Raw genomic sequence first — 23862 nt, 5'->3', positions numbered from 1 at the left:
TGGTGACACATCTATTCTAATCAAGGAATCGGGTTCATGTCTCCTTTTTTGTTCGGATGTAAATTTATGTTAGTGAATTTGCTCATCTACAGTTATTAAGAAAAAAAGAGAGGAGCGGGTATGGTACGTAGGTAGAAAGTAGAGCAAGAAAAGAATTGAAAGCGGTTCAATACATGGTATAGACAAAGGGAGGAAGCTGGATGGAAATTGTAGTTATTTTATTGGCGCTGTTTTTCCTGATGTTTGTCGCTTATCGTGGCTTTAGCGTCATTTTGTTTGCGCCCATTGCCGCACTGTTTGCGGTGCTTCTGACTGATCCAGGGTATGTGCTCCCATTTTTTTCAGGTGTATTCATGGACAAAATGGTCAGCTTCATTAAAAACTATTTTCCTGTATTCTTGTTGGGAGCGATCTTTGGTAAAGTCATTGAAATGTCCGGCTTCGCGAAATCGATTACGGGCGCGGTTATCAAAATGATCGGTCCGAGTCGGGCGATGCTGGCTATTGTATTGGTTGGCGCGATTCTTACGTATGGGGGCGTTTCCTTATTCGTTGTGGCGTTTGCTGTATATCCATTTGCAGCGGAATTGTTTCGAGCAGCTGATATTCCGAAACGCCTGATTCCAGGAACTATTGCACTTGGGGCGTTTACGTTCACAATGGATGCTTTTCCGGGAACGCCACAAATTCAGAATATTATTCCGACGACATTTTTCAAAACAGATACGTGGGCTGCTCCTTGGCTTGGTTTTATAGGTGGACTTTTTGTTTTCATTCTTGGTATGATTTACTTAGAATATAGGAGAAGAAAGGCAAAGGCAGCAGGAGAAGGGTATGGTACAGGTCACAAAAATGAGCCTGAGCTGGTTGCGGATGAGAAACTGCCGCATCCACTTATTGCTATCTTGCCGCTTGTTGTTGTCGGCGTATTTAACAAAATTTTCACAAATATGATTCCACAGTTCTACGGAAAGACGTTTGACTTTGCTGCCATCAATATTCCGAAAGTGGATCCGGTTGATATTTCTAAGGAGACAGCCATTTGGGCTGTTGAGGGCGCGCTTGTGCTCGGCATCTTGACGGTATTGGTTTTTTCATTCAACCGGATCAAAGAAAATTTCAACGCGGGAATTAACGCATCGATCGGTGGCGCGATGCTGGCGACGCTTAACACGGCTTCCGAGTACGGATTTGGCGGCATTATTTCGCTGCTTCCCGGATTTAAGGCTGTGAATGAGGCAATGGCGAATACGTTTACAAATCCGCTGGTCAACGAAGCTGTAACAACAACGACGCTCGCTGGTATCACCGGCTCCGCATCGGGCGGGATGAGCATCGCGCTGGCAGCTATGGGGGAGACCTATTTGGAACAGGCGCAGAAGATGGGCATCGACCCGGAAGTGTTGCATCGCGTAGCTTCCATGGCGTCTGGCGGCATGGATACGTTGCCGCATAACGGTGCTGTAATTACGCTGCTTGCGGTTACCGGGCTGACACATAAGCAATCCTATATTGATATTTTCGTGATGACTGTTATCAAGACAGTCGCTGTATTCTTTATTATCGCACTTTATTATATGTTTGGTATTGTTTAAAATTTCGCTTCATTGCAAGCGATTTCAATTCTATTCTCAGAGCAATGATTACTAATTTCGATGAGGAGTGAGTCGAGTGAGTGTCTACACATCCATTGAGGAAGCCTTAAGCGGAATTCAAGACGGCGCGACGATTATGGTGGGTGGCTTCGGCCTGGTAGGAATTCCAGAGAAGTTGATTCTCGGATTGCGCGACCTTGGCGTAAAGGATCTAACAATTATTTCGAACAACTGCGGCGTAGACGATTGGGGTCTGGGCGTGCTGTTACACAATAAACAAATCAAAAAAATGATTTCTTCTTATGTGGGAGAGAACAAAGAGTTTGAACGTCAGTTCCTTTCCGGTGAACTAGAAGTGGAATTGGTGCCCCAAGGGACATTGGCAGAACGCATTCGTGCGGGTGGCGCAGGTATCCCGGCATTCTATACGCCTGCCGGCGTAGGTACGCCGCTGGCGGAAGGACGTGAAGTGCGCGTATTTAACGGCAAAGAATATTTGCTGGAAACGGCGTTGACAGCTGATTTTGCCCTCGTGAAAGCGCAGAAGGGGGATACGATGGGCAACTTGATTTATAACAAAACTGCGCGCAATTTTAACCCGATGATGGCGGCGGCTGGTAAGATTACAATTGCTGAAGTAGAAGAACTTGTAGAGCCGGGCGAACTCGATCCGGATCACATTCATACGCCGAGCGTGTATGTACAGCGCATCATTCAATGTACAAATTATGAGAAACGAATCGAGCGCAGAACAGTGCGGGCATAATGGCTAGGGACAGTCATGCGGATCATAATGAGGAGGGGAATACAATGGCATTAACCAGAGAGCAAATTGCGATGCGAGCGGCGCAGGAGATTGAGGACGGTTTTTACGTGAATTTGGGAATAGGCATTCCGACGCTGGTGGCTAACTACATTCCGAAAGAAAAACGCGTAGTGTTACAATCGGAGAACGGTCTTCTCGGCATTGGGCCATATCCAACGGAGGACGAAGTAGATCCGGAAGTAATTAACGCCGGTAAAGAAACGATTACAATGATTCCAGGCGCGAGCATTTTTAGCAGTGCAGAATCGTTCGGAATGATTCGCGGCGGTCATATTGATTTAGCGATTCTTGGCGGCATGGAAGTATCGAAAAATGGCGATCTTGCCAATTGGATGATTCCAGGCAAAATGGTCAAAGGCATGGGCGGCGCGATGGATCTTGTGCACGGCGCGAAGCGCATTATCGTCATTATGGAACACGTTAACAAATACGGACAGCCGAAAATCCTGAATGAGTGCACGCTGCCGCTGACCGGAAAAGGCGTGGTAAACCGTATCATTACGGATCGGGCAGTCATCGATGTAACTGAAAAAGGGCTGGAATTGGTAGAAGTTGTTCCGGGATATACGGTACAGGATATTCAGGATTGTACGGAACCGGAATTAATAATTTCTCCAAAATTAGCAAGTCAGGCATAGTTGAATGATAGTAAGGAGATTTTGCTTTTATGACAAAATTGGTGAGGGATAAAGCGGTATTTATTACGGGAGCCGCAAGTGGCATCGGTCTGGAAATTGCGAAAGAGTTTGCCAAAGAAGGGGCAAAAGTAGCGATTAGCGATATAAATGCTGAAGCGGCTATAGCTGCTGCTTCCGAACTGGAAGCGCAAGGGTATACGGCCATCGGTATGGGATGCAACGTGGTGGAAGAGGAACAATTGAAAGCTGCGCTTGACGAAACGGTAGTGAAATTTGGATGTCTCGATGTATTAATTAATAACGCAGGATTGCAATATGTTTCCCCGATTGAGGAATTTCCAACCGAAAAATTCGAATGGCTGGTAAAAGTCATGCTGGTAGCGCCATTTATGGCGATTAAACACGCATTTCCAATTATGAAAAAGCAAAGATACGGTCGGATTATTAATATGGCTTCCGTTAACGGTCTCGTTGGCTTTGCTGGTAAAGCGGCGTATAACAGCGCAAAGCACGGTGTTATCGGGTTGACAAAAGTGGCGGCGCTGGAAGGCGCGGCGTATGGTATTACTGTTAACGCGATTTGCCCTGGGTACGTGGATACGCCACTTGTGCGCGATCAGTTGATCGACTTGGCAAGAACGCGCAATGTACCGCTAGAAAAAGTATTGGAAGAAGTGATTTACCCACTTGTGCCTCAGCGCAAGCTATTGTCTGTTAAGGAAATTGCGGACTATGCGCTGTTTATCGCAAGCGACAAAGCCGCCAGTGTCACCGGCCAGGCTATTGTTATTGACGGTGGTTATACAGCACAATAATTGGAAAAATTCCGGATGCTTATGCTCCGGAATTTTTTCTTATCCGATCGGACAGAAAAGGCTTGTGACTTACGCTTCTTCTCCCGATTCTTTACCGAAGAACAGCACGACGAGTACAGCGAGCATTGTCATGGTAAAGAACATGGTGAAAATGTACGGGAATCCGATGCCTATACTGATTAGCAATCCGACGAGATACGGAGCGATAATGCCGGCGATACGTCCGAAACCGGCTGCCCAGCCAGTACCGGTGGCACGGAAGGAAGTCGGGTACTGCTCAGCAGTATATGCGTAGGTTGCTCCCCAGGCACCGAGGTTGAAGAAGGACAGGCAAACGCCGGAAATAAGCAGTGTCCATACGTTAGGAGAGAGACCAAACGTAAGGGATGAGAGAGCGGCCAACACCATAAATGTTACGAGCGTAGCTTTTTTGCTCCACTTGTCAACAAAGTAGGCGGCGGTAAAGTAACCCGGAATTTGCACCAATGTCATGAGCAGTACATATTCAAAGCTTTTAATAAGAGTAAACCCTTTCATAACCATGATAGAAGGCATCCAGAGCAGCATGCCGTAGTAGGAAAACACGGAAGCGAACCAGAGAAGCCAGAGCACGAATGTTGTGCGGCGGTAGGAAGCGGACCAAAGCAGCTTAATTTTTTGCCCAATTGTTTGTTGATTCGTCTGTCTTGTAAAAGCGGGGGTTTCCGGAAGCGCCCGGCGTAAATAGAGTGCATATAGCGCGGGTAGAGCGCCTATGAACAGGGCGATACGCCAACCGTATTCCGGAATGACAAAGTAAGAGATAACAGCAGCTAAAAGCGCTCCACCTGCCCAGAAGCTTTGTAGCCAGACAACCCATTTTGCGCGATTTCGTTGTGGGGCAGATTCTAGCACGTACGTTGTAACAACGGGTAATTCCCCTCCTAGGCCAAAGCCAACGATAAAGCGAAATACCATAAAGATGATAAGGGAAGTGGCGAGCGCGTTGAGTCCGGTTGCGATGCTGTAAATTAATAGTGTAATAATAAAGAGCTGCTTGCGTCCATAACGGTCGGCCCACAAACCGGCCAGGGCTGCTCCTAACGCCATACCAATAAAGTTAATGGTACCAATAAATCCCATTTCAGTTGGTGCTAGGCCCCATTCTGCCTGTAGCGCAGCAAGAACAAAAGCTAGAATGCCGACGTCCATGGAGTCAAACAGCAGACCGACGCCGGAGACACTAAGCATTTTTAGCGCCCGGCGTTTTTTCTTTTTTTTGTGCATATCATTCACCCTTTCTTGTTATTTTAATTATACATTGGATCTTGGATGCTATATTGTATTCAAGCGCAGATGAATTGCTTATGTGAAAGAAACCGGTAAGAAAACTTTATTTTTGAAATAAAAAACAGGCGGATGGGTATCGCGCCTGTTTTGTGGTGATATGCTGTTATGCGATTTCAATCAGAGTATCTAGCTTGCAAATTTGGAGAATTCTTTTTACCGGAAGCGAACTATTAATCATTTTTACTTCATAATGAGAAAGCAGCGGATGAATCCAACTGATTAAGAAGCCGATTCCCGTACTGTCGATACATCGTACTTGGCGTAAATCGATAATAAGCTGATTCGGGTATTCTGGAAGCTCTACTTCTTTTACTTTTTCTTCCATTTGTCGTACAGTTTCAAAATGGATATCCTCTTGAAAAATAAATACCACTTGATTTTCCTGTACCTTATAATCAATCATTATTTTATCCCCTTTATCTTTCTTTTTCATTATTTACTTTCTTTCAAAAATGAGGCCAGATGTTTTCTAAATTTTGTAAAATTTGAATTGTTTACTTAATTTTTATTTTTTGTTATGAGGTAATTTTTTAGATAAGGGTGACGGTACTCATTCCGTGTTCCACCTATGTTCCTTCGTAATGTCCTATTCCTGAATGTTGAATTTGCCATTTAACTGATTGCTAAGCAAGCTCAATTCTTCCGCCATCTTCGCCACCTGTTCAGAAGCGGTGGCAACTTCGCTAAATGTTTGCTGAAAATCGAGAATATATTGGCTTACATTCTGGATTTTTTCGCTGTTTGCGCGCACTTGAACGGAAGAATTATTCATAATCTCCATAATAGCGTTGTTCATCTCACGGAAACGGCTTGTTTGTTTTGTAATTTGTTCAAACGAGTCTTCAAAAGAATTTACATTGTTTTGCACCATAGAAATTTGTTCATGAATATGCTCAAGCGCTGCTTGCGTCTGCATGGCCAGATTCCGCACTTCTTTGGCAACAACAGTAAAGCCGCGCCCGTGTTCGCCAGCGCGCGCTGCTTCGATGCTCGCGTTAAGAGAAAGTACATTCGTTTTATTAGAGATCGCGTGAATAACTTGTACGATTTCGCCAATTTTATTGGCGCTTTCGATTAACTCTTTTGATTTCTCGCGCGTTTCGTCCATGATTGTTGCGATGCGGTCGATTTCTTTCAGCGCCGACGAAATTTCTGCTTTTCCTTCTTCTACATCTTTCACCATTTTTTGTGATCTTTCTTGAATGTCGCGCGTGCCTTCGAGCATTTGGGTGACATGCGCCTCTTTTTCGCAAATGGAAGCGCTGGTTTGTTCTGCGGTGGCGACAAGCATCTCCGATGATTCATTGAGGCGGTGTTGAATGTGCTCGATTTCGTTTAAGCGCATCATGGAAGCAGTATACGAATCGATATAGGTGGCAATAGCGATTTGCATATCAAGCGAACAAAGGCGCTGAAAGGAAACAAACGCTTCATACGCTTCTTCTACAGAGGGCATTTCTCTAAGAAGCACAGCAAGCACTTCGTTCTGTATAAGCGTGTAAGCACCAATATACCATTCTGGAAAGAGGTTAATGCGGTTGTGCACATTGCCAATAATTTTGCGGCGTATGATATACTCTTGGCCAATTTCGCCGGATACCATATCCATCAGGTAACGTTCCAACGTCTGGCGCAACTTATCTATGGAACTGTGATGATTAATAATCGTCATGAGGTCTGGAACTTGTGACAATTTCTCGTAAAAAGCATGTACAATGTCTTTTACATTTTTACTGAAAATAGGACGAATTGAAACAAGACGCTGCAAATCTTCCACAGTAAGCCCTACAAATTTGACTTTGGAAGCTTCTGTACTATTCATCAGTTCCTTGTAGTAGCGTGAGACGTCAACGGAAGGCGACGCTTTAGACGAAGGCGATTTTGTCCCTTTTAAAAATCCTAAAGCTTTTTTTTCGTTACCGGATAAATATTCAAACGGACGTCCTTTCATTTTTCTTCTCCTTTACACGTGATATATAAAATTCTAAATAAGTCAGCGGAAGAATAGTTAAAATCAATGAAGATTATACCATGACAGTAGGTTGTAAACTCATACTTTTATACTGAAAAAGTATAATAAATTTGTATATTTCTTAAAAACTGTTTTTTTTAATATCCATTATATGTAGGTCAAAAGGGTTGTTTTGTATGTAAATTGTTGAGGGGGAAGCAATTGCTACGACGCCAGCGTCATAGTAGGCACCAGCGTCGGTGGATTGGTGAGTTGTTCTTACTTTAATACAAGGTAGAACCCTAACATTGTCATAAAAGGAATAGTAGTAATGGAAGCCAATGTGGAGAATACGGTCATGGCTGCTCCGTATTCTTCATCGCGCGAATAACGTGCAAACAAAATAGATGCCAATGTAATCGAAGGCATTGTAGATTGCACGATAATAATCTGCGCCACTTCCTTCGGCAAAGAAAGAACATAGAGCAAAAGCGCGGTGATTACAGGAAAAATGCAGAGCTTCATCACAAGCGGCATGCTGATATGATGAAGGGTAACCGAGCTTTTTTTTCTAAGCATAGAAGGAATAAGCATCCCAATATATATCATGGCGAGCGGAGAAGCGAGACTAGCAAGCGTCTCCGTTAGTTTCATGACCCCGGAAGGCGGTGTAAATTGGAAGAATGCTACAAGCATGCCTGTAAAAATAGCCAACATCGGAATATTGATGAGCGCTTTTAATGCTTGGAAATTCAACTTTTTCTCCCTTTGCAGCATGATGACACCAAGCGTCCAGATTGTGAAATCGAGTCCGGCATCAAAGATAGCGGCCAAAAGCGCGCCTTTTGGTCCGAATAGCGCCGCACAGAGAGGGATGCCAATGAATCCAGTATTTCCGAGTCCGGATAAAAGCGCCATTTCTTTCGCCTTGTCGGGTGGGACACGCATGGCCTGTGCTGCCATCCAACCGAGGAACACACCTAGGCAGTTAATGATAATGGAACCGAGAAAAGTTAGCAAGACAAGTGAAAGGAAAAAACTGTCTATCTTTGTTTGAAAAACACCGTTTAAAATGATACATGGCATTGCCACATTAATAATGATAGCAATCAATAGTTGACGGCGTTCAGTGGTAAAGGGAATGCGGTTTGCCAATAAAGCTCCGATAAGGATCATAGCCGCCATAATTAGGATAGAAGATAAAACGGCTGAAATCTCCACCTTTCTCTCCCTCTTTCTTTCTATGTTTAAATATTTTGCCGAGAATATCATAATAAAAAGCGGCCTGTTCCGGCAATAGGAAGAGGCCACTTCCTGTTGGGTTATACGCTTTTCATACGTTCATAGAGTCCATCGTAGAAGCGCGCTTCAGAGCGGGTGATGTAAGCGCCAGCGCGGTACATCAATTCTAAATCCTGTGGTGAGGTATAACGGTTGAGTACGTTCTTGCATAATTGATAATGACGCGGTTCGTGGTGATCGGCGTGTACCGTCCAGAATGTTGTGTTCAGCTTATGTTCTTTGTTGTAATTCGGGTGTTCCAGGCCTTTGCCGATAAGTTTCATCACTTTGCCGGCGAACAGTTCGGAACCGAACCCAATGGCCGCCATCGCTTCCAGCGGAGTTGCATTGCGCAGAAAGTAGATGAATGTATCCACCGCTTCTTTCGCCGCCGGAGCAACCGGGTAGTCAGGCACGTATTTTTCATTGGTCGGCACATCAGGAGCTGCAGTAATAAGAAAAGAGTGATAGAGGCGGGAATGATAGGCTTTTGGATTGCCGCGTCCTCCTTCATCCCACAAGTTGTCGACAAGCGGTACCCACCAGTCGTCTTCAGGTTTCACCGCTGCTATCGCTGCGCCAAGAATGCGCGGGAAATTGCGGCTGTAATAGCTATATTGCAATGCGAATTCGCGCACTTGCGCCTGTGTCCATTGACCGGCCAGTAGCGTTTGCATGAATGTTCCCTGAATGATTTCTGCTTCAACGATGTCCCAAATTTTTTGTTCAATTTGCTCATAATTCTTAATCGCCATCAGACAAAACACTCCCTATATAATAATCCTTTGTTTTCAGCATTGTTCAGCAGTATATAAGTGTAACTACAGCCTTATGTATTTTACATCCTATGATTTTGTGAACATAAAAACTTACTTATTATACTCATAACTATTGCCAGAAAGTCAAGGTTGTTTTGTTTTGATTTGTCGTCTGAACGCGTGGTTGGCGAGTTTCGCTTTTATTGATAGTATTAAATAGTAAGCGTAGATTTTTAGCGTGAAATATAGTATGTCATATGTGGTGTATGAACAATGTTGTTTTTTATGGAACTCTTTTGACCAATGATGTTAAGGTGGTTGGCCTAGAAAAACCGGCGAAGATAAATTTTTCAGCTTTATCTGGCGTAGGAAAAAGAAAGGATGATGATGATGCAAAAAATAGCGGTTTTAACTAGTGGTGGAGATGCACCCGGCATGAACGCGGCCATCCGCGCCGTTGTGCGGCGCGGCATTTCATACGGGATGGAAGTGTACGGTATTTATCATGGCTACGCCGGACTGATGGAGGGACAGATCGAGCCGATGAACGTAGGTAGCGTCGGCGATATCATCCAGCGCGGCGGTACGATTCTTCACAGCAGCCGTAGCGAAAAATTTAAAACGGAGGAGGGACAGCAGGAAGCGATTGCGCAGCTTAAAGCGAAGGAAATCGAAGGGCTGGTTGTCATCGGTGGCGACGGTTCATTTCGTGGCGCACAAAATTTGGCTGATAAAGGGTTTCCAACGATTGGGATTCCTGGGACAATCGACAATGATATTCCCGGGACAGAGGTAACGCTCGGCTTCGATACTGCTGTGAACACTGTCATTGAAGCGATTGATAAAATTCGTGATACAGCCACTTCGCATGAGCGTATTTTTGTCGTCGAAGTTATGGGCCGGCACTGCGGCGATATCGCGCTTTGGGCAGGCTTAAGCGGCGGTGCGGAATCGATTTTAATACCAGAAGTTGATTTTGATATGAAAGAAGTGACTTATCGCTTGCTGGAAGGAAATAAGCGGGGGAAAAAGCATAGTATTATTATTGTAGCGGAAGGCGTGTGCCCGGCTGCGGAAATCGCTCAAATGATTAAGGAGGAAGCGGGGCTGGAAACGAGGGTTACGGTGCTTGGTCATGTGCAGCGCGGCGGTTCACCGACCGCTTTCGACCGTATGCTCGGCAGTCGTCTGGGAGCCAAAGCTGTTGATTTGCTGCGCGAGGGCCAGACCGGAAAAATGGTCGGAATTCAACGCAACCGGATTGCCGTGGTCGATTTTGCCGACGTATTTAGCGGGAAGCATAGCATTGACCTAGATATGTACGAACTCGGGAAATCACTTTCCATTTAATCTATTTTTATTGCTCTAGGAGATGCTCTCCGTGTAAAATAATGGTGTTTTGTTTAAGGAAGGAGAGCTTGAATGAAAAAGCGAGTTACATTCGATTATATACAAGCGGAGCAGTTTTTCACGGAGCGCGAATTGGAACAGATGGCTCCGCAGGTACGGAAGGCGCATGAGATGTTACATACGGGCGCTGGTCCCGGTGGCGAGTATACAGGATGGGTAGAGTGGCCACACGTGTATGACCGCGGTGAATACGGGAGATTGAAGCAGGTAAGCGCGAAGATTCGTGAAAAAGCGGATGCTTTTGTGGTAATCGGGGTCGGCGGCTCTTATCTTGGGGCACGCGCTGCGCTGGAAATGCTGAAGCCCGCGTTCTATAATCAGCTGCCTAGAGCGCAGCGCGGCGGCCCGGAGATTTATTTTGCGGGCCATCAGTTAAGCGCTTCATATACAGCACAATTGTTGCGACTTTTGCAGGATAAAGAAGTATATGTAAATGTTATTTCAAAATCGGGCACTACGTTGGAGCCGGCGCTCGCATTTCGCTTGTTTCGCGCTTTTTTGGAGAAGCGATACGGAAAGAAGGAGGCGCGAAACCGGATCATTGCAACGACGGACAAGGCAAGAGGAGCGCTGAAACAATTGGCTGATGAGGAAGGGTATGAAACGTTTGTTGTGCCCGACAGTATCGGTGGACGTTATTCCGTGCTGACGCCGGTGGGTCTTTTGCCGATGGCGGTGGCAGGACTTGATACTGACCAGATAATGGAAGGTGCCGCAGATGCAGTATCTTTGTGCAGCAAGTCTGATATTTACGCCAACCCGTCTTATCTGTACGCCGCGCTCCGTAACTTGCTTTATAATAAGGGGAAAACGATTGAACTTTTTGTCGGGTACGAGCCGTCTCTTCTTTATATGGCTGAGTGGTGGAAGCAGTTGTTCGGGGAAAGTGAAGGAAAGGGCGGCAAAGGACTGTTTCCGGCCAGCTTGAATTTTTCCACTGACCTTCATTCTCTCGGCCAGTATGTGCAAGATGGTCGGCGCGATTTATTCGCTACGACGCTTTGGATCGAAGGCACGCGCGAGCGGGTGGCCGTTCCGGAGATGGAAAATGATCTGGACGGATTGAATTATTTGGCTGGTGTCACATTGGACGAGATTAACGCGAAAGCATGCGCAGGCGCGATGTTAGCTCACACGGAAGGCGGGGTTCCGAATCTGAAGGTAGCTGTTCCAGAAGCAACACCTTATTATTTCGGACAATTGGTATATTTCTTTGAAAAAGCGTGCGGCATAAGCGGACATTTGCTTGGGGTTAATCCGTTTGATCAACCCGGTGTGGAAGCGTACAAGCGCAATATGTTTCGCCTGCTGGGAAAGCCGTCCGTAACATAGTAAATACTATACCGCCGCTCCGTTTCGGGGCGGCGGTATGGTTTGTGATGATAGAAGCTGTTTGCGCATAAATGTGTATCGTTTTACTAGAATAGAAAAAAAGAAAGGTTAACGTATGACGAAGCGAGAAAGATAGCGGCATGGATGGAATAAGCTTATCTTACGCAATGAAAGGAAATAAGTGGAGTATAATGGGAGAAACGGGAGCAACCCGCAATTTACCGAATGAGGAGAGGAAAAAATGAATTGGGAGCAAAAGGTTACCAAGTGGAGAACATATCCTGCGCTGGATGAAGAAATAAAACAAGAGCTGAACAAAATGCAAAACGACCGGAAGCAATTAGAGGACTGCTTTTATCGCACTCTTGAATTCGGAACAGGGGGCTTGCGCGGTGAAATCGGACCGGGTACGAATCGAATGAATATTTATACCGTACGCAAGGCGTCAGAAGGGCTTGCGCGCTATATGGAAGAGAAGGGAGAAGAAGCGAAGCGGCGCGGTGTGGTGATCGCGTATGATGTGCGCCGCAAATCGCGGGAATTCGCGTTCGAAGCGGCGCTGACATTGACCAGGCACGGCATTCAAACATACGTGTTCGATGATATCTGTCCTACGCCGGTATTGTCATTCGCGGTGCGCCATCTTGGAGCGTATGCCGGAATTGTCATTACAGCCAGTCACAATCCTCCGGAATATAATGGGTATAAAGTGTACGGCCCGGACGGTGGACAGTTGCCGCCTGTGACAGCGGATGCTGTGATTGCCAAAGTAAATGAAGTTGAAGACGAACTGGCAGTTGAGACAGCTGATGAGCAGGCGGCGAGAGCGGCGGGCTTGTTGCGTATCATAGGCGCGGAAATTGATGACGCATACATACGGAACGTTTGCGCGCTCAGCGTAAATCCTGAACTTATTAAACGGATGAAAGACAGGCTTAGCATTGTATTTACTCCGTTGCATGGCACTTCCAATAAGCTCGTGCGCCGCGGTCTTCGAGAACTTGGCTTTACGAATGTCACCGTCGTCAAAGAACAGGAAGCGCCGGATTCGGAGTTTTCCACAGTGGCTTCCCCGAATCCGGAGGAACATGCCGCGTTTGAAATCGCCATTCGCTACGGAAAACAGATAGACGCCGATATTTTGCTCGGAACAGATCCGGACGCGGATCGTGTTGGCGTTGCGGTGAAAAATACCCAAGGGGAATATGTCGTGCTCACTGGCAACCAGACGGGAGCGCTTCTCTTGCATTATCTGCTCAAACAAAAGTGTGACAGCGGCTCTCTGCCGAAAAATGGAGTCGTACTGAAAACGATCGTAACGTCGGAAATCGGGCGCGCCATTGCCGATTCGTTTGGCCTTCAGACCGTTGATACGCTGACAGGGTTCAAATTTATCGGAGAAAAAATCAAAGAGTTTGAAGAATCGGGCGACCATACATTTGTGTTTGGCTATGAAGAAAGTTACGGATATTTAGTAGGCGACTTCGTCCGTGACAAAGATGCGATACAAGCGTGCCTTCTAGCGGCGGAAGTGGCCGCATACTATAAATCGCGCGGGATGACCATGTATGAAGGTTTGCTTGAGCTGTTTGCAACGTATGGGTATTATCTCGAAGACCTAGCATCTATTACGCTGAAAGGAAAGGAAGGACTTGCAAAAATCAGGGCGATTCTGCAAGCGTTCAGGCAACAGCCTCCTGTAGAGCTGGCAGGGCAACAGGTTACTGTCATTGAAGATTATAGGGCGGGTTTGCGGACATTTGCCCGTGAAAAGCAGAGCGAGCGGCTGACGCTTCCTTCATCTGACGTTTTGAAATATATATTAGAAGACGGGTCATGGTTTTGCCTCCGCCCGTCCGGAACCGAACCGAAAATCAAGTTTTATTTTGGCGTAAAAAGAAACTCTATGCAAGAAAGCCGTCAATGGCTGGAACAACTAAAGGCGGAAGTGATGAAGAAAGTAAATAAAATTCTTGCATAAACAGGAGCTGAAGAAGTTCCGCATTCTGAGAGAGGGGAAGCCTCTCTTTTTTTCTTATCCCCTTACTTATCCTCTTCCTCTTCTTGCTTCATGAATTTCCAAAAACGTTGTAATTCTTCGCGTTTTTCTTTCGGTGCGCTCAAATAGTCCTTAAAAAATGTATTAATTTCAGGGTCATTGATGATAGCGGAAAAATGTTCGGCTTTATATGATAAAGGATTATTGGTACGCCCGAGTAAATAGTCTGTCGTCGTATCAAAGTAATCGGCCAATTTGCTAAGCGTTTCGTAATCAGGCTGCCTTCTGCCCGTTTCGTATGCCGTGTACGCAGGTCTGGTAATTCCCAGAAATTTAGCCATTTCCTCTTGGGTCTTCTTTTTTCTTTTTCGCATATGAAGTAAACGTTCCGCTAACATCATGATTCTCCCTTATCTTTATTTACTTATTCCTATTTTACTGTAACAATATGTTACGAATAAATATCAGTAACAAATCGCTCCATTACACGACCGAACCCCCTTGACTTGTAGCGTTTCGACACATATAATAAATGTCATGATGTGTCGAATTGTTACTTAGAAAGGAGGGGAACGGGTGAGAATATGGCTCCGGGAAAAACGGATCAGCAAAAAGATGACGCAGGAAGAAGTAGCGAAAGCAGCTAATATTCAACGCGCTTACTACACGATGATCGAGAATGGCACGAGGAACCCCAGCGTTGTTGTAGCCAAAAGAATCGGAGCGGTTTTGGGCGTTGATTGGACCTATTTTTTTAAACATAAAAGTAACGAAACGACACATTATAAAAAAACAGCATAAATAAGGAGGTGCTATATGTTTCCCACGGAAAAAATCCAATCGAGTAGTATGGAAACCATACTGTTCTACTGCGCCGTCTTGGGAATATTGCTGTTTATCGGCGTAGTGTTAAGAGTGAAAGTGAAGTTTTTTAAGAAGTTTTTTATTTCGGCTTCTCTTATTGCGGGAACATTAGGGTTGTTGTTAGGGCAGTATGGTCTGGGTGTTTTACCCGCCGAAATGACGGAAAGCTGGGGTGCTTTGCCCGGCGCACTAATTACAGTCGTTTTTGCTCCGATGTTAATGGGCGTATCCATTCCAAATCCAAAGAAAATGGGGAGACTTATCGTTCCACATCTTTTATTCGGTTATATGGGTGAATGCATACAGATAGCCTTACCCTTTATTATAACCGGTCTTGTACTGATTCCGGTATGGAATGTTAATGAAATGTTTGGGTCTATTGTAGAAATCGGCTGGTCGGGTGGACATGGAACGGCTGGAGGTATGGTTGACGTATATAATCGCCTGGACTGGTCTGATGGAGGACCATTAGGTTTAACATCGGCAACCGTAGGGCTATTGGTCGGGATTATCGTCGGTATGGTGATCATTAATTATGGTGTCCGTAAAGGGTACACGTCAGTGATTAAAAATGTTCAAGAGCTTAACGTAAACCAAAGCGAAGATATTTTACCGCGGGCAAAGCAACCGTCCGGCTCGGCGGTGACAATGAATAAAGACGTGGTGGAATCGTTAGCCTTCCACGGGTCGCTAATTTCAATCGCGATTTTGATCGGCTGGGTTTTACAGAAGTTGCTCGGCGGGCTCGTTCCGGGGCTGCCATTATTTCCGATGGCGATGGTCGGTGGTTTAGTGGTGCAATTGGTCATTTCTAAAACGAAATTTGCGGAAGCAATAGACACCGGATGTTTGCATCGAATTCAAGGGCTGGCTCTGGAGTTTCTGATTATGGCGGCGATTGCTTCGATTAAGATCCCTGTTGTTATTGAATATGCGTTTCCTCTGTCCATTCTCATGGTAGTGATGACACTCGTCATGGTCTGGTATTTCTTTTGGGCCGGACCACGATTGTTCGGTAAAGATTGGTTTGAACACGCGATTGTTAATTATGGATCGCTTACTGGTGTGACAGCGGTTGCTTTGATGTTGTTGCGCACGGTTGATCCTGAGATGAAAACCGAAGCGGGCACAGGTTATGCCCTAAGAGCGCCATTTATCAGCCCGATTATTGGGGGTGGTTTGCTTACCTCAATTCTGCCTGTGATGGCCCATAATTACGGGTCGCTAAACGTTGGTGTCGTTTTTTTGATACTATTGTTCGTGTTATACATTCTTGCCAGAAGGCTTGGTTTTTGGACAAGGACGACGTGAATGAAGGTTCGTTGCTGAGAGAGTGTGGTCTGTAATAAATCGAAGCAAAGGTAATATATACTAAAATTATAAAATACTAGGGAGAGGTGAACAACCTGTTGCTTATAGCAAGATAAATAAACTGAAAATTTCTTGTATTTTAAGTAGCAGGAATCTTTATGTCGAAATATGAGTTTCTTTATTTGTCTCAGAGTGATGTGGTTGCGTGCGGAGCTTTGGTTATGGATGATGTAATTAAAGATTTGGAGTATGTGTTTACACTTCATCATGCAAACGATTATATCTTACCTTCTAAAGTGGTGTTGCGCTGGGGAGATGCAGAAAGTGAAGGAACGCGGGGAAGGATTAATGCGATGCCTGGCTATGTTGGAGGAGGTGTGGATATTGCCGGGATCAAGTGGATTGGAAGCGCGCCGAAGAACCCTCATGAATACCGTTTGCCGCGAGCATCGGCTTTGATTGTATTAAATGACCCGGAAACGATGCTTCCTCTTGCCGTTATGGATGGTACGGTCATTAGCGCGATGCGTACGGGAGGCGTAACCGGAACGGCCGCCAAATATCTTGCCCGGCGCGATTCGAAGGTGGCGGGAATGATTGGGGCCGGCACCCAAAATAGAACACAATTAATGGCGCTTAAAGCTGCGTTACCCCAATTGTCCAAGGTGAAGGTATATGATTTGTCACTTGAGCGTGCGGAATCGTTTGCGGCAGAAGTGAGCGAAACGCTAAATGTGGAGGTTATCCCTGTTTCCAGCGGAGAAAGAGCGGTTGTTGGCGCTGATGTTGTCGTTACGGCAACGACGGCAAAAGAGCCTGTTATTAAGGCGGAATGGATCAGCGAAGGCTGCTTTTACTCTCATGTTGGAGGATATGAGGCGGAGTTTTCTGTCATTGAGAAAGCGGATAAAATCGTTGTAGATGATTGGGAAGAAATTAAACATAGAGGGGTACAAACGCTGGCGCTGATGCATGCAGAGAAACAATTCCATACCGAAAACATTTATGCTGAGCTAGGTGAAATTGTTGTAGGGCATAAGAAAGGCAGGGAAAATGCACAAGAGTTTATTTATTTTAACTCCGTCGGCATGGCGATTGACGATTTAGTTGTGGCGAAGCGAATTTATGAAAATGCGAAACAAAAAGGAGTAGGAACACCTTTAACATTGTGGGATAAACCAGTATTTGTATAATGTAAGATGAAGCAAATAAGAACATCTTCTATGATGCTTTCAGGTTGTTGACAAGGTATTAAGTCAACAGCCTTTTTTAATTTTTTTCTATTATGTATATAATGAAAAAGAATTTGAACGGAGCGGACGAGGGAGGTACAGGGGATGTCATCAAAAACATTGTGGCGGGTTTTTGTCGTTTTTGCGCTTTTTTCTACTCTGTTTTTAACCGTTGGATTTTATTTAGGGGTCAAGGATATTCTGTATCCGTCCGCGGTTTCGTGGAGTACGGATAAGGGCGCGGAAGAGAAGGCAGAGACGCAGTATGAAAGAAATGTGAAAATTGTTGCGCTGGGAGATTCGCTTACACGCGGCACTGGAGATCAAGCGGGGCTTGGCTATGTAGGAAATTTGCGTGTGAAGCTGTCAGAGGCGAACGGTAGAAATGTGTATGTACTAAATCATGGGGTGAACGGATACCGAACGGACGATCTGCTTAGTGACTTGCGGAATAAAGAAGACATACGGCGTACCATTAGGCAGGCGGACATTATTACGTTGTCTATCGGTGGCAACGATTTGTTCAACGTGCAGTCTGAAGAAGTGAACCCGGAAGCAAGCAGTGCCCGTATTCCAGGGGCTGTAGTGCGGTATGAAAAAATTGTGGAGATAATTACTTCACTAAATCCGAAAGCGAAAGTGCTATATATGGGTCTGTATAATGCGTTTGGCGATTTGCCAAACGCGAAGAAAAGCTATGACGTTGTACGGCGTTGGAACGAGGAAACGGCCCGCGTGTTATATCGATACCCGAATACGATTTTTGTTCCTACGGATGATTTGTTCCGTGTAGGCGGTACGAAATATTTATCAAGCGACCATTTCCATCCGAACCAAGCTGGATATCGTCGCATAGGTGAACGGATGGCGGAAGTTTTGAAATAGGAGGAAAGACGATGGAACGGGAAATTACGCTGGAACTTGAACACGTGGAAAAAGTAATTCGTGGTAAACGTATTATTAAGGGGATTTCATTTTGTGTTCATGCAGGTGAAGTGTTTGGCTTTCTTGGACCTAACGGCTCCGGAAAGACAACGACAATTCGGATGATGGTCGGACTTATTCGGCCAACCGCTGGCCGGATTAAGGTATGTGGTTACGATATTCAAAAGCAGCCTACAAAGGCATTGGCTAATGTCGGTTCTATCGTTGAAAATCCGGAGCTGTATCCGTACTTAACTGGAATGGAGAACTTAGAGCATTTCGCTCGCATGATTCCGGGTGTTACCAAGGAGAAGATTGACGATGTTGTACTGCGCGTCAATTTGAATGAACGCATCCATGACAAAGTAAAAGATTACTCACTTGGTATGCGGCAGCGTCTTGGCATTGCACAGGCTTTGCTTGGCGATCCGAAGCTGTTGATTTTGGATGAGCCTACCAATGGCCTTGATCCACAAGGAATAAAAGAGCTTAGGGACTTTATTCGTCAGCTGGCAAACGAAGGTTTGAGCGTTTTTGTCTCAAGTCATTTGTTAAGTGAAATCCAGCTGATGTGTGATCGGGTAGCGATTATCAATGAAGGCGAAATGATTCGGGTTGGGGAAGTAAATGAGTTACTTAAGCAGGATATGCGCCATATGGTGTGGTATGTCGAGCCGGAAGAGAAAGCGCGCCGTATACTCACTGCATTTTCACATGTCCGATTGCTTGACCGAGCGGATGAAGGAATGATAACGGAAATCGCTCCTGAGCATATTCCGCGCGTGATTGCCAGGCTTGTTGCCGGTGGAGTAGATATTTATGGCGTGGAATGGAAGAAGCTGAGTCTGGAAGACTTATTCCTCACTATGACAGGGGAAAAGTAGCATGTACAGTCTTGTGATGAATGAATCGATTAAAATGTTACGAAAAAAGAGACTTTGGGTTGTAGTGCTGATTCTGCTTGTGCTAGTGCCGATTTTTACATATGCGCAGCTTAGGGCTACGCTGAACAATCAAAAGCAACTTGGTACAACGGATTGGAAAGTGCAGGTGCGTCAGAGCATTAACGATACGACCAACCGGTTAAACAGCACGCGAATCCCAGAAGAATGGAAAAAATGGATGCGGATTCGCGTACAGCAGCTTCAATATTATCTCGACCATGATATTAACCCGACATCGCCCAACGGGGTCACGTTTACGCGCGACTTTATGAGCAATGCCGTTGCATTGTTTATTCCGCTTTTAATTGTTATCGTCTCTTCCGATATTGTTTCGGGGGAATATACGGGCGGAACAATTAAAGTATTGCTTACTAGGCCGGTGAAAAGGTGGAAAATTCTTACCAGCAAGCTAATTACCATTGTGTTGTTTGTTTCAGTCATTGTGGTGCTTACCGGGATTGTTGCTTACGCGATTTCAGGATGGGTATTCGGTTATAAAGGCTGGACATACCCTGTATTGACAGGGTTTCAAACCAAAGGGGAAGAGATTGAGACATCGGGTGTGCATGTGTTGCCGCAATGGCTTTACATGATTATGGAATATGGTTTGGCTTGGTATGCATGTCTTGCGGTGGCTTGTATTTCATTCATGGTGTCGGTGCTTGTGCGCAGTACGGCGGTCGGCATGGGGATTATGGTGTCGGCGCTCATTGCGGGCACGCTTCTTACCAATATGGCGTCGGCGTGGGAGTCAGCCAAATATTTTTTTATGGTCAATTTGCGGCTGACCGATTATCTTGCTGGCACGATTCCACCGATTCCTGGCCTGAGCCTGTCTTTTTCCGTTGTCAATCTTGCCGTGTGGAGCATTGGCTCTCTTATTATTGCGTACGTTGTCTTTATTCAGCGCGATGTTTTGTAAGAAAAACGAGGCCCGGATTGTTGCTCCGGTTTGCCTCGTTTTTGCCTGCAACAGTCATTCCGCTTTTTTGCCCGGTTCCGGTGACGGTGACGGGAGCGGAGCTATTTGATATCCTTTATTTTTCAGTAACTCAATAATTTTCGGCAGTAGTTTAACCGTTTGTTCTTTCTCATGCATGAGAATAATAGATCCTGGCTTCACTTCGCTTGCGATGTTGTTCATAATTAAATCCGGTCGTTTTCCGTATTTCCAATCCAGACTATCCACATTCCAATAGGTTAAAATTTGATTTGTTTCTTTTGATGCCAGCATCGTGTTTTGATCGACCGCGCCATACGGCGGGCGGAAATAAAAAATCGGGGCGCCTATTTTTTGAGAAATGTACTGTGTCGATTCGCGAATCATTTGTACTTGCTCATCTTTTGGCTTTTTACGCAGCGGTTGGTGATGCATCGTATGTGTACCGATAATATGACCATTAGCTATCATTTGCTTAGCTAACGCTATATGTTCGTCGGATTTCAAGTTCTCACCAATCCAGAAAAATGCGCCTTTCAGCTGATGTTCGTCTAAAATGTTGACAATGTCTTTCGTATATTTTCCTGGGCCATCATCGAATGTTAAATATACGGTGGGCCGCTTTTGCGAAATTTTGGCGATCATTTTTCCGACAGCTGGCATTGCTGGGGAAGTCGCCGCGTTAGCTGGGGATTTTTCTGGCTTAGCTGGATGCTGTTGTTTGGGTATCCTTGTTTCTTGAGGGGCTGACGGATTTGAGGATGTGTCTTTTTCCTTGTCCGGTTGTTGCCCTGTCTTCTCCTGTTCTTGTGCTGCTGGCGCTTTGCTGGACATCGAGTTTAAAAACGCGGTTGCCGATTTAACAGGTGAGCTGTCATTGAAAATCAAGTTGAGTTGTATAATGACACCGAATGACAATAAGGCAAGCCAAATTCTGTTTCTTCGTTTTCTCCTCCGGTCGTTCTCCACAACAATTCCCTTCTTTCTCTCTATAAAGCATAAACTTGGGCATAATGCCTATTTTACTATATAGACGGAAACAATGTATAGAAAGTTTCAGGAAAAATGAAGCTTTTCCAAGTCCGTGAGCTTGCTTTCGATCTTCACTATAAAATTATACATTAATAAACTTTTTTGGAAATAGGAAAAATCACTCAACCTGGCAACCTAGGCATAGCGGAATGCGCTGCGGAACTTTTCTCCTGAGAAAGAAATCGCTATAATGAAAGAAAATTATTTTTCGTTGCTGGCAATATATTAAGAGTGATGAAGAATATAAGAAATGACAACGGAGGGATTTATGTTATGATGTCGTATGACGAATATATGCGTTCGGTTATTCAGCCGATGCGCACAGAATTAACATCCGCAGGTTTTGAAGAATTACTGACACCGGAAGAGGTACAGGAGAAGTTCGAAGATATGAAAGGCACTGCTCTGGTGGTAGTGAATTCTGTGTGTGGATGCGCCGCAGGACTTGCGCGCCCGGCTGCCATTTATTCTGTACAGCACAGCGAGAAAAAGCCGGATTACCTTTACACGGTTTTCGCCGGCCAAGACAAAGAGGCAACTGCGAAAGCCAGAGAATATTTCACCGGTTATCCGCCTTCCTCTCCTTCTTTTGCCCTTATGAAAGACGGAAAGCTTGTTTATATGATGGAGCGCCATCAAATCGAAAACCGTCCTCTTGAAGTGATCGCAGCTGACTTAATGGGCGCGTTTGAAAAACATTGCGGGTAATTGGAATTTCTGAATCAGGAGCGTTGACTGACTTTTGTATTCGCTTTTTGCGAAGAAACTGTATTTGTGCGCCGCTTTGATCAAAGCGGCGCATGTAAAACATCAAAGGATGGAAACAGACTAAGGCCACTTTTTCGCTTTTGCTCATCATGCTGGTGGGAGAAAAGCCTAAGAGCGCAGACGAAGAATAGATGCAAAGCGGTCGTGTGATAAGCCTTTAAAAAACTATTGCATTCATAAAAAACTGATGATAAAATAAAGCTTGTCGCTGTTGATGAATATGGACAGGTGTCCGAGTTGGTCGAAGGAGCACGATTGGAAATCGTGTAGGCGGGGATAACTCGTCTCGTGGGTTCGAATCCCACCCTGTCCGCCATGCAATATGGAGAAGTACCCAAGAGGCTGTAAGGGGCTCCCCTGCTAAGGGAGTAGACGGGTCACACCGTGCGCGGGTTCGAATCCCGCCTTCTCCGCCATTTCACATTATTGCTATTGGGGCGGCGTAGCTCAGCTGGCTAGAGCGTACGGTTCATACCCGTGAGGTCGGGGGTTCGATCCCCTCCGCCGCTACCATATTACTTACTCTTGGTGAGTGCATTTGATGGTTTGAAATGTATGTTCCGGGAAGTGGCTCAGCTTGGTAGAGCGCCTCGTTCGGGACGAGGAGGTCGCAGGTTCAAATCCTGTCTTCCCGACCATTTTTCGTTTGGTGTCTGCATACATCGTGAATAGACAAGCCCTGATTCTTTTCTAAGGATTAGGGCTTTTTTTGTCGTATAAGTTGTATGATAAGGTATGCATCGCTTTATTACTATAAAGCGATGCATACCTTCTCTTTATAAGTAAACGAGAAAACACTCGCGAGGCGCGTGCTACGCAGGGAGAGACAGACCGGCAACGTTTATTGATTCTCCTTAATATGTAAAAAATGCTTGTAGATGTAAAGTGTAAAGAGGATTTATATTGTCTTTCGATACATAACAATAAAGGGGGGGACAAACGTTTTTCTCCTTTTTTTAAATTGTAACTTGTTTCGATGAAGAAAATGGTGGATACTGGTATTGTAGGGTTTTTTGCCTAATTATTTTAGGAATGACTATATGAATGAGGGTGTTGCAATGCTTACCATCGTTGAATAGTAAAGGCTAAATGTAATTGCGAGAACCTTGAAAATACCGGGCTTTTCATGAAGTGCAATCAGTGGAGTTTTGCAACACCCTATTTGGAACAAATAGGAAAAAAGGAGAATATAGTATGGAAAAGAAATACTCCCCACGTGTAAAAAGAACAAGAGAGAAAATCTTGCAGTCCGCAGTGGAAGTCTTTTCACAAAAAGGGTTCCAAGCTTCAACGATTCGCGAAATTGCCCGTTTGGCTGGCGTAAATGATTTAACAGTATACCGTCACTTTGAAAGCAAAGAAAAATTGTTTAATGAAATGTTTCGACGCCACAGTTTGTTTACCGAAATTAGTGAGTATATCGTTCAGGGGATAAGTGATGACTTTGAGCGCGATATTCGTTTGATTATCAGGACATTTATTACGGTATTTAAAAAAGAATTGCCGTTGATTAAACTGTTGCTGAGCGAAGCGGAAAAAATGAAAGAATGCAGGAACTATACGTTTTTATTTACAAAAAATATTATCGAAGCGCTAACTTCCTTTTTCGAATATTATAAACTCGCTGGACAAATTCGTCGGGATGTTAACAGTCACGCGGTTGCTTCGGGGTTATACAGTATTTTGTTTGCCCGTGTATACGCTTTAATTTTATACGGGGAAGGGAAGCAGAACTCTGCCACGATTACAGAAGAAGAGCTTATGGAAGGTTGGGTCGATTTATTTGTTGCGGGAACGGTAAATTCCGAATATTCGTATGCTAAATAACGAACGAAAATATATGTTTTAAAAAAAACATTCGTTTTTTGTTGATTCTTTGCAGGCCAGGAGTTATAATCATGGAGGTCTCAATT

At 45.0% G+C, this 23862-nt stretch carries 23 protein-coding genes and 4 tRNA genes; 20 read left to right on the top strand and 7 right to left on the bottom strand.

The window, feature by feature from the left end:
* Positions 1-200: 200 nt before the first annotated feature.
* From BLR88_RS04170 to BLR88_RS04155, 4 genes are all read left to right on the top strand, one after another.
* Positions 201-1595: a GntP family permease gene (locus BLR88_RS04170; RefSeq protein WP_057899476.1), complete on the top strand. Its 1395-nt coding sequence runs from the start codon at positions 201-203 to the stop codon at positions 1593-1595.
* A gap of 76 nt (positions 1596-1671) precedes the next feature.
* Positions 1672-2361: a CoA transferase subunit A gene (locus BLR88_RS04165; RefSeq protein WP_057899475.1), complete on the top strand. Its 690-nt coding sequence runs from the start codon at positions 1672-1674 to the stop codon at positions 2359-2361.
* A 44-nt stretch (positions 2362-2405) separates the two neighbouring features.
* Complete coding sequence (locus BLR88_RS04160) at positions 2406-3059, top strand: CoA transferase subunit B (protein WP_057899474.1); 654 nt, start codon at positions 2406-2408, stop codon at positions 3057-3059.
* Between the two features lie 38 nt (positions 3060-3097).
* Positions 3098-3874 carry a 3-hydroxybutyrate dehydrogenase gene (locus tag BLR88_RS04155; protein WP_057900384.1) on the top strand — a complete coding sequence of 259 codons (777 nt, stop codon included), beginning with the start codon at positions 3098-3100 and terminating at the stop codon, positions 3872-3874.
* A 69-nt stretch (positions 3875-3943) separates the two neighbouring features.
* Here BLR88_RS04155 and BLR88_RS04150 read toward each other — a convergent pair whose 3' ends face one another.
* The 5 genes from BLR88_RS04150 to BLR88_RS04130 all read right to left on the bottom strand — a co-directional run bounded on the left by BLR88_RS04150 (position 3944) and on the right by BLR88_RS04130 (position 9190).
* Positions 3944-5140, bottom strand: a complete 1197-nt coding sequence (locus BLR88_RS04150) for an MFS transporter (RefSeq protein ID WP_057899473.1) — start codon at positions 5138-5140, stop codon at positions 3944-3946.
* Positions 5141-5306: 166 nt separating this feature from the next.
* Positions 5307-5606, bottom strand: coding sequence for an STAS domain-containing protein (locus BLR88_RS04145; RefSeq protein WP_162265039.1), 300 nt, complete (start codon positions 5604-5606; stop codon positions 5307-5309).
* A gap of 183 nt (positions 5607-5789) precedes the next feature.
* The gene (locus BLR88_RS04140) at positions 5790-7154 is read right to left on the bottom strand and encodes a globin-coupled sensor protein (protein WP_057899471.1); all 1365 of its coding nucleotides are present in this window, start codon (positions 7152-7154) and stop codon (positions 5790-5792) included.
* A 279-nt stretch (positions 7155-7433) separates the two neighbouring features.
* Positions 7434-8375: an AEC family transporter gene (locus BLR88_RS04135; protein WP_057899470.1), complete on the bottom strand. Its 942-nt coding sequence runs from the start codon at positions 8373-8375 to the stop codon at positions 7434-7436.
* A gap of 101 nt (positions 8376-8476) precedes the next feature.
* Positions 8477-9190: a TenA family transcriptional regulator gene (locus BLR88_RS04130; protein WP_057899469.1), complete on the bottom strand. Its 714-nt coding sequence runs from the start codon at positions 9188-9190 to the stop codon at positions 8477-8479.
* Between the two features lie 269 nt (positions 9191-9459).
* On the opposite strand from BLR88_RS04130, the gene BLR88_RS19375 reads away from it, so the two are divergent.
* The 4 genes from BLR88_RS19375 to BLR88_RS04115 all read left to right on the top strand — a co-directional run bounded on the left by BLR88_RS19375 (position 9460) and on the right by BLR88_RS04115 (position 13916).
* On the top strand, positions 9460-9609 hold the full coding sequence (locus BLR88_RS19375; RefSeq protein WP_156424078.1) for a hypothetical protein: 150 nt from the start codon (positions 9460-9462) through the stop codon (positions 9607-9609).
* On the top strand, positions 9584-10543 hold the full coding sequence (gene pfkA / locus BLR88_RS04125; RefSeq protein ID WP_057900383.1) for a 6-phosphofructokinase: 960 nt from the start codon (positions 9584-9586) through the stop codon (positions 10541-10543). The genes BLR88_RS19375 and pfkA overlap by 26 nt, the downstream gene beginning before the upstream one ends.
* Before the next feature lie 72 nt (positions 10544-10615).
* Positions 10616-11935: a glucose-6-phosphate isomerase gene (locus tag BLR88_RS04120; protein WP_057899468.1), complete on the top strand. Its 1320-nt coding sequence runs from the start codon at positions 10616-10618 to the stop codon at positions 11933-11935.
* Between the two features lie 241 nt (positions 11936-12176).
* Entirely contained in the window at positions 12177-13916 is a 1740-nt protein-coding gene (locus tag BLR88_RS04115; RefSeq protein WP_057899467.1) for a phospho-sugar mutase, read from the top strand.
* A gap of 62 nt (positions 13917-13978) precedes the next feature.
* Here BLR88_RS04115 and BLR88_RS04110 read toward each other — a convergent pair whose 3' ends face one another.
* Positions 13979-14332, bottom strand: coding sequence for a helix-turn-helix domain-containing protein (locus tag BLR88_RS04110; RefSeq protein WP_082706061.1), 354 nt, complete (start codon positions 14330-14332; stop codon positions 13979-13981).
* A 178-nt stretch (positions 14333-14510) separates the two neighbouring features.
* On the opposite strand from BLR88_RS04110, the gene BLR88_RS04105 reads away from it, so the two are divergent.
* The 6 genes from BLR88_RS04105 (at position 14511) to BLR88_RS04080 (ending at position 20131) form a co-directional block, all read left to right on the top strand.
* The gene (locus tag BLR88_RS04105; RefSeq protein WP_057899465.1) at positions 14511-14735 is read left to right on the top strand and encodes a helix-turn-helix domain-containing protein; all 225 of its coding nucleotides are present in this window, start codon (positions 14511-14513) and stop codon (positions 14733-14735) included.
* 15 nt (positions 14736-14750) lie between these two features.
* A complete protein-coding gene (locus tag BLR88_RS04100) occupies positions 14751-16109 on the top strand; it encodes a sodium/glutamate symporter (protein ID WP_057899464.1) in 1359 nt (452 codons plus the stop codon).
* 158 nt (positions 16110-16267) lie between these two features.
* A complete protein-coding gene (locus tag BLR88_RS04095; protein WP_057899463.1) occupies positions 16268-17302 on the top strand; it encodes an ornithine cyclodeaminase in 1035 nt (344 codons plus the stop codon).
* Between the two features lie 144 nt (positions 17303-17446).
* On the top strand, positions 17447-18226 hold the full coding sequence (locus tag BLR88_RS04090; protein WP_057899462.1) for a GDSL-type esterase/lipase family protein: 780 nt from the start codon (positions 17447-17449) through the stop codon (positions 18224-18226).
* An 11-nt stretch (positions 18227-18237) separates the two neighbouring features.
* The gene (locus tag BLR88_RS04085; RefSeq protein WP_057899461.1) at positions 18238-19149 is read left to right on the top strand and encodes an ABC transporter ATP-binding protein; all 912 of its coding nucleotides are present in this window, start codon (positions 18238-18240) and stop codon (positions 19147-19149) included.
* A gap of 1 nt (position 19150) precedes the next feature.
* Positions 19151-20131 carry an ABC transporter permease gene (locus tag BLR88_RS04080; protein WP_057899460.1) on the top strand — a complete coding sequence of 327 codons (981 nt, stop codon included), beginning with the start codon at positions 19151-19153 and terminating at the stop codon, positions 20129-20131.
* A 54-nt stretch (positions 20132-20185) separates the two neighbouring features.
* Here the strand turns inward: BLR88_RS04080 and BLR88_RS04075 are convergent, their stop codons facing one another.
* The gene (locus BLR88_RS04075) at positions 20186-21118 is read right to left on the bottom strand and encodes a polysaccharide deacetylase family protein (protein ID WP_139184905.1); all 933 of its coding nucleotides are present in this window, start codon (positions 21116-21118) and stop codon (positions 20186-20188) included.
* A gap of 336 nt (positions 21119-21454) precedes the next feature.
* Between BLR88_RS04075 and BLR88_RS04070 the strand changes: the two genes are divergently transcribed.
* From BLR88_RS04070 to BLR88_RS04045, 6 genes are all read left to right on the top strand, one after another.
* Positions 21455-21889: a BrxA/BrxB family bacilliredoxin gene (locus BLR88_RS04070; protein ID WP_057899458.1), complete on the top strand. Its 435-nt coding sequence runs from the start codon at positions 21455-21457 to the stop codon at positions 21887-21889.
* Between the two features lie 282 nt (positions 21890-22171).
* Positions 22172-22265, top strand: a tRNA-Ser gene (locus BLR88_RS04065).
* A gap of 8 nt (positions 22266-22273) precedes the next feature.
* Positions 22274-22365, top strand: a tRNA-Ser gene (locus tag BLR88_RS04060).
* A 20-nt stretch (positions 22366-22385) separates the two neighbouring features.
* A tRNA-Met gene (locus BLR88_RS04055) sits at positions 22386-22462 on the top strand.
* A gap of 48 nt (positions 22463-22510) precedes the next feature.
* Positions 22511-22587, top strand: a tRNA-Pro gene (locus BLR88_RS04050).
* 556 nt (positions 22588-23143) lie between these two features.
* The gene (locus BLR88_RS04045; protein WP_057899457.1) at positions 23144-23776 is read left to right on the top strand and encodes a TetR/AcrR family transcriptional regulator; all 633 of its coding nucleotides are present in this window, start codon (positions 23144-23146) and stop codon (positions 23774-23776) included.
* The last annotated feature ends 86 nt before the right edge of the window (positions 23777-23862 follow it).

The organism is Aneurinibacillus thermoaerophilus (genome assembly GCF_900099925.1).
GTDB classification, from domain to species: Bacteria; Bacillota; Bacilli; order Aneurinibacillales; family Aneurinibacillaceae; genus Aneurinibacillus; species Aneurinibacillus thermoaerophilus.
Note: the sequence above shows the minus strand (reverse complement) of the source record. Positions and strands in the feature narration are given on the sequence as shown.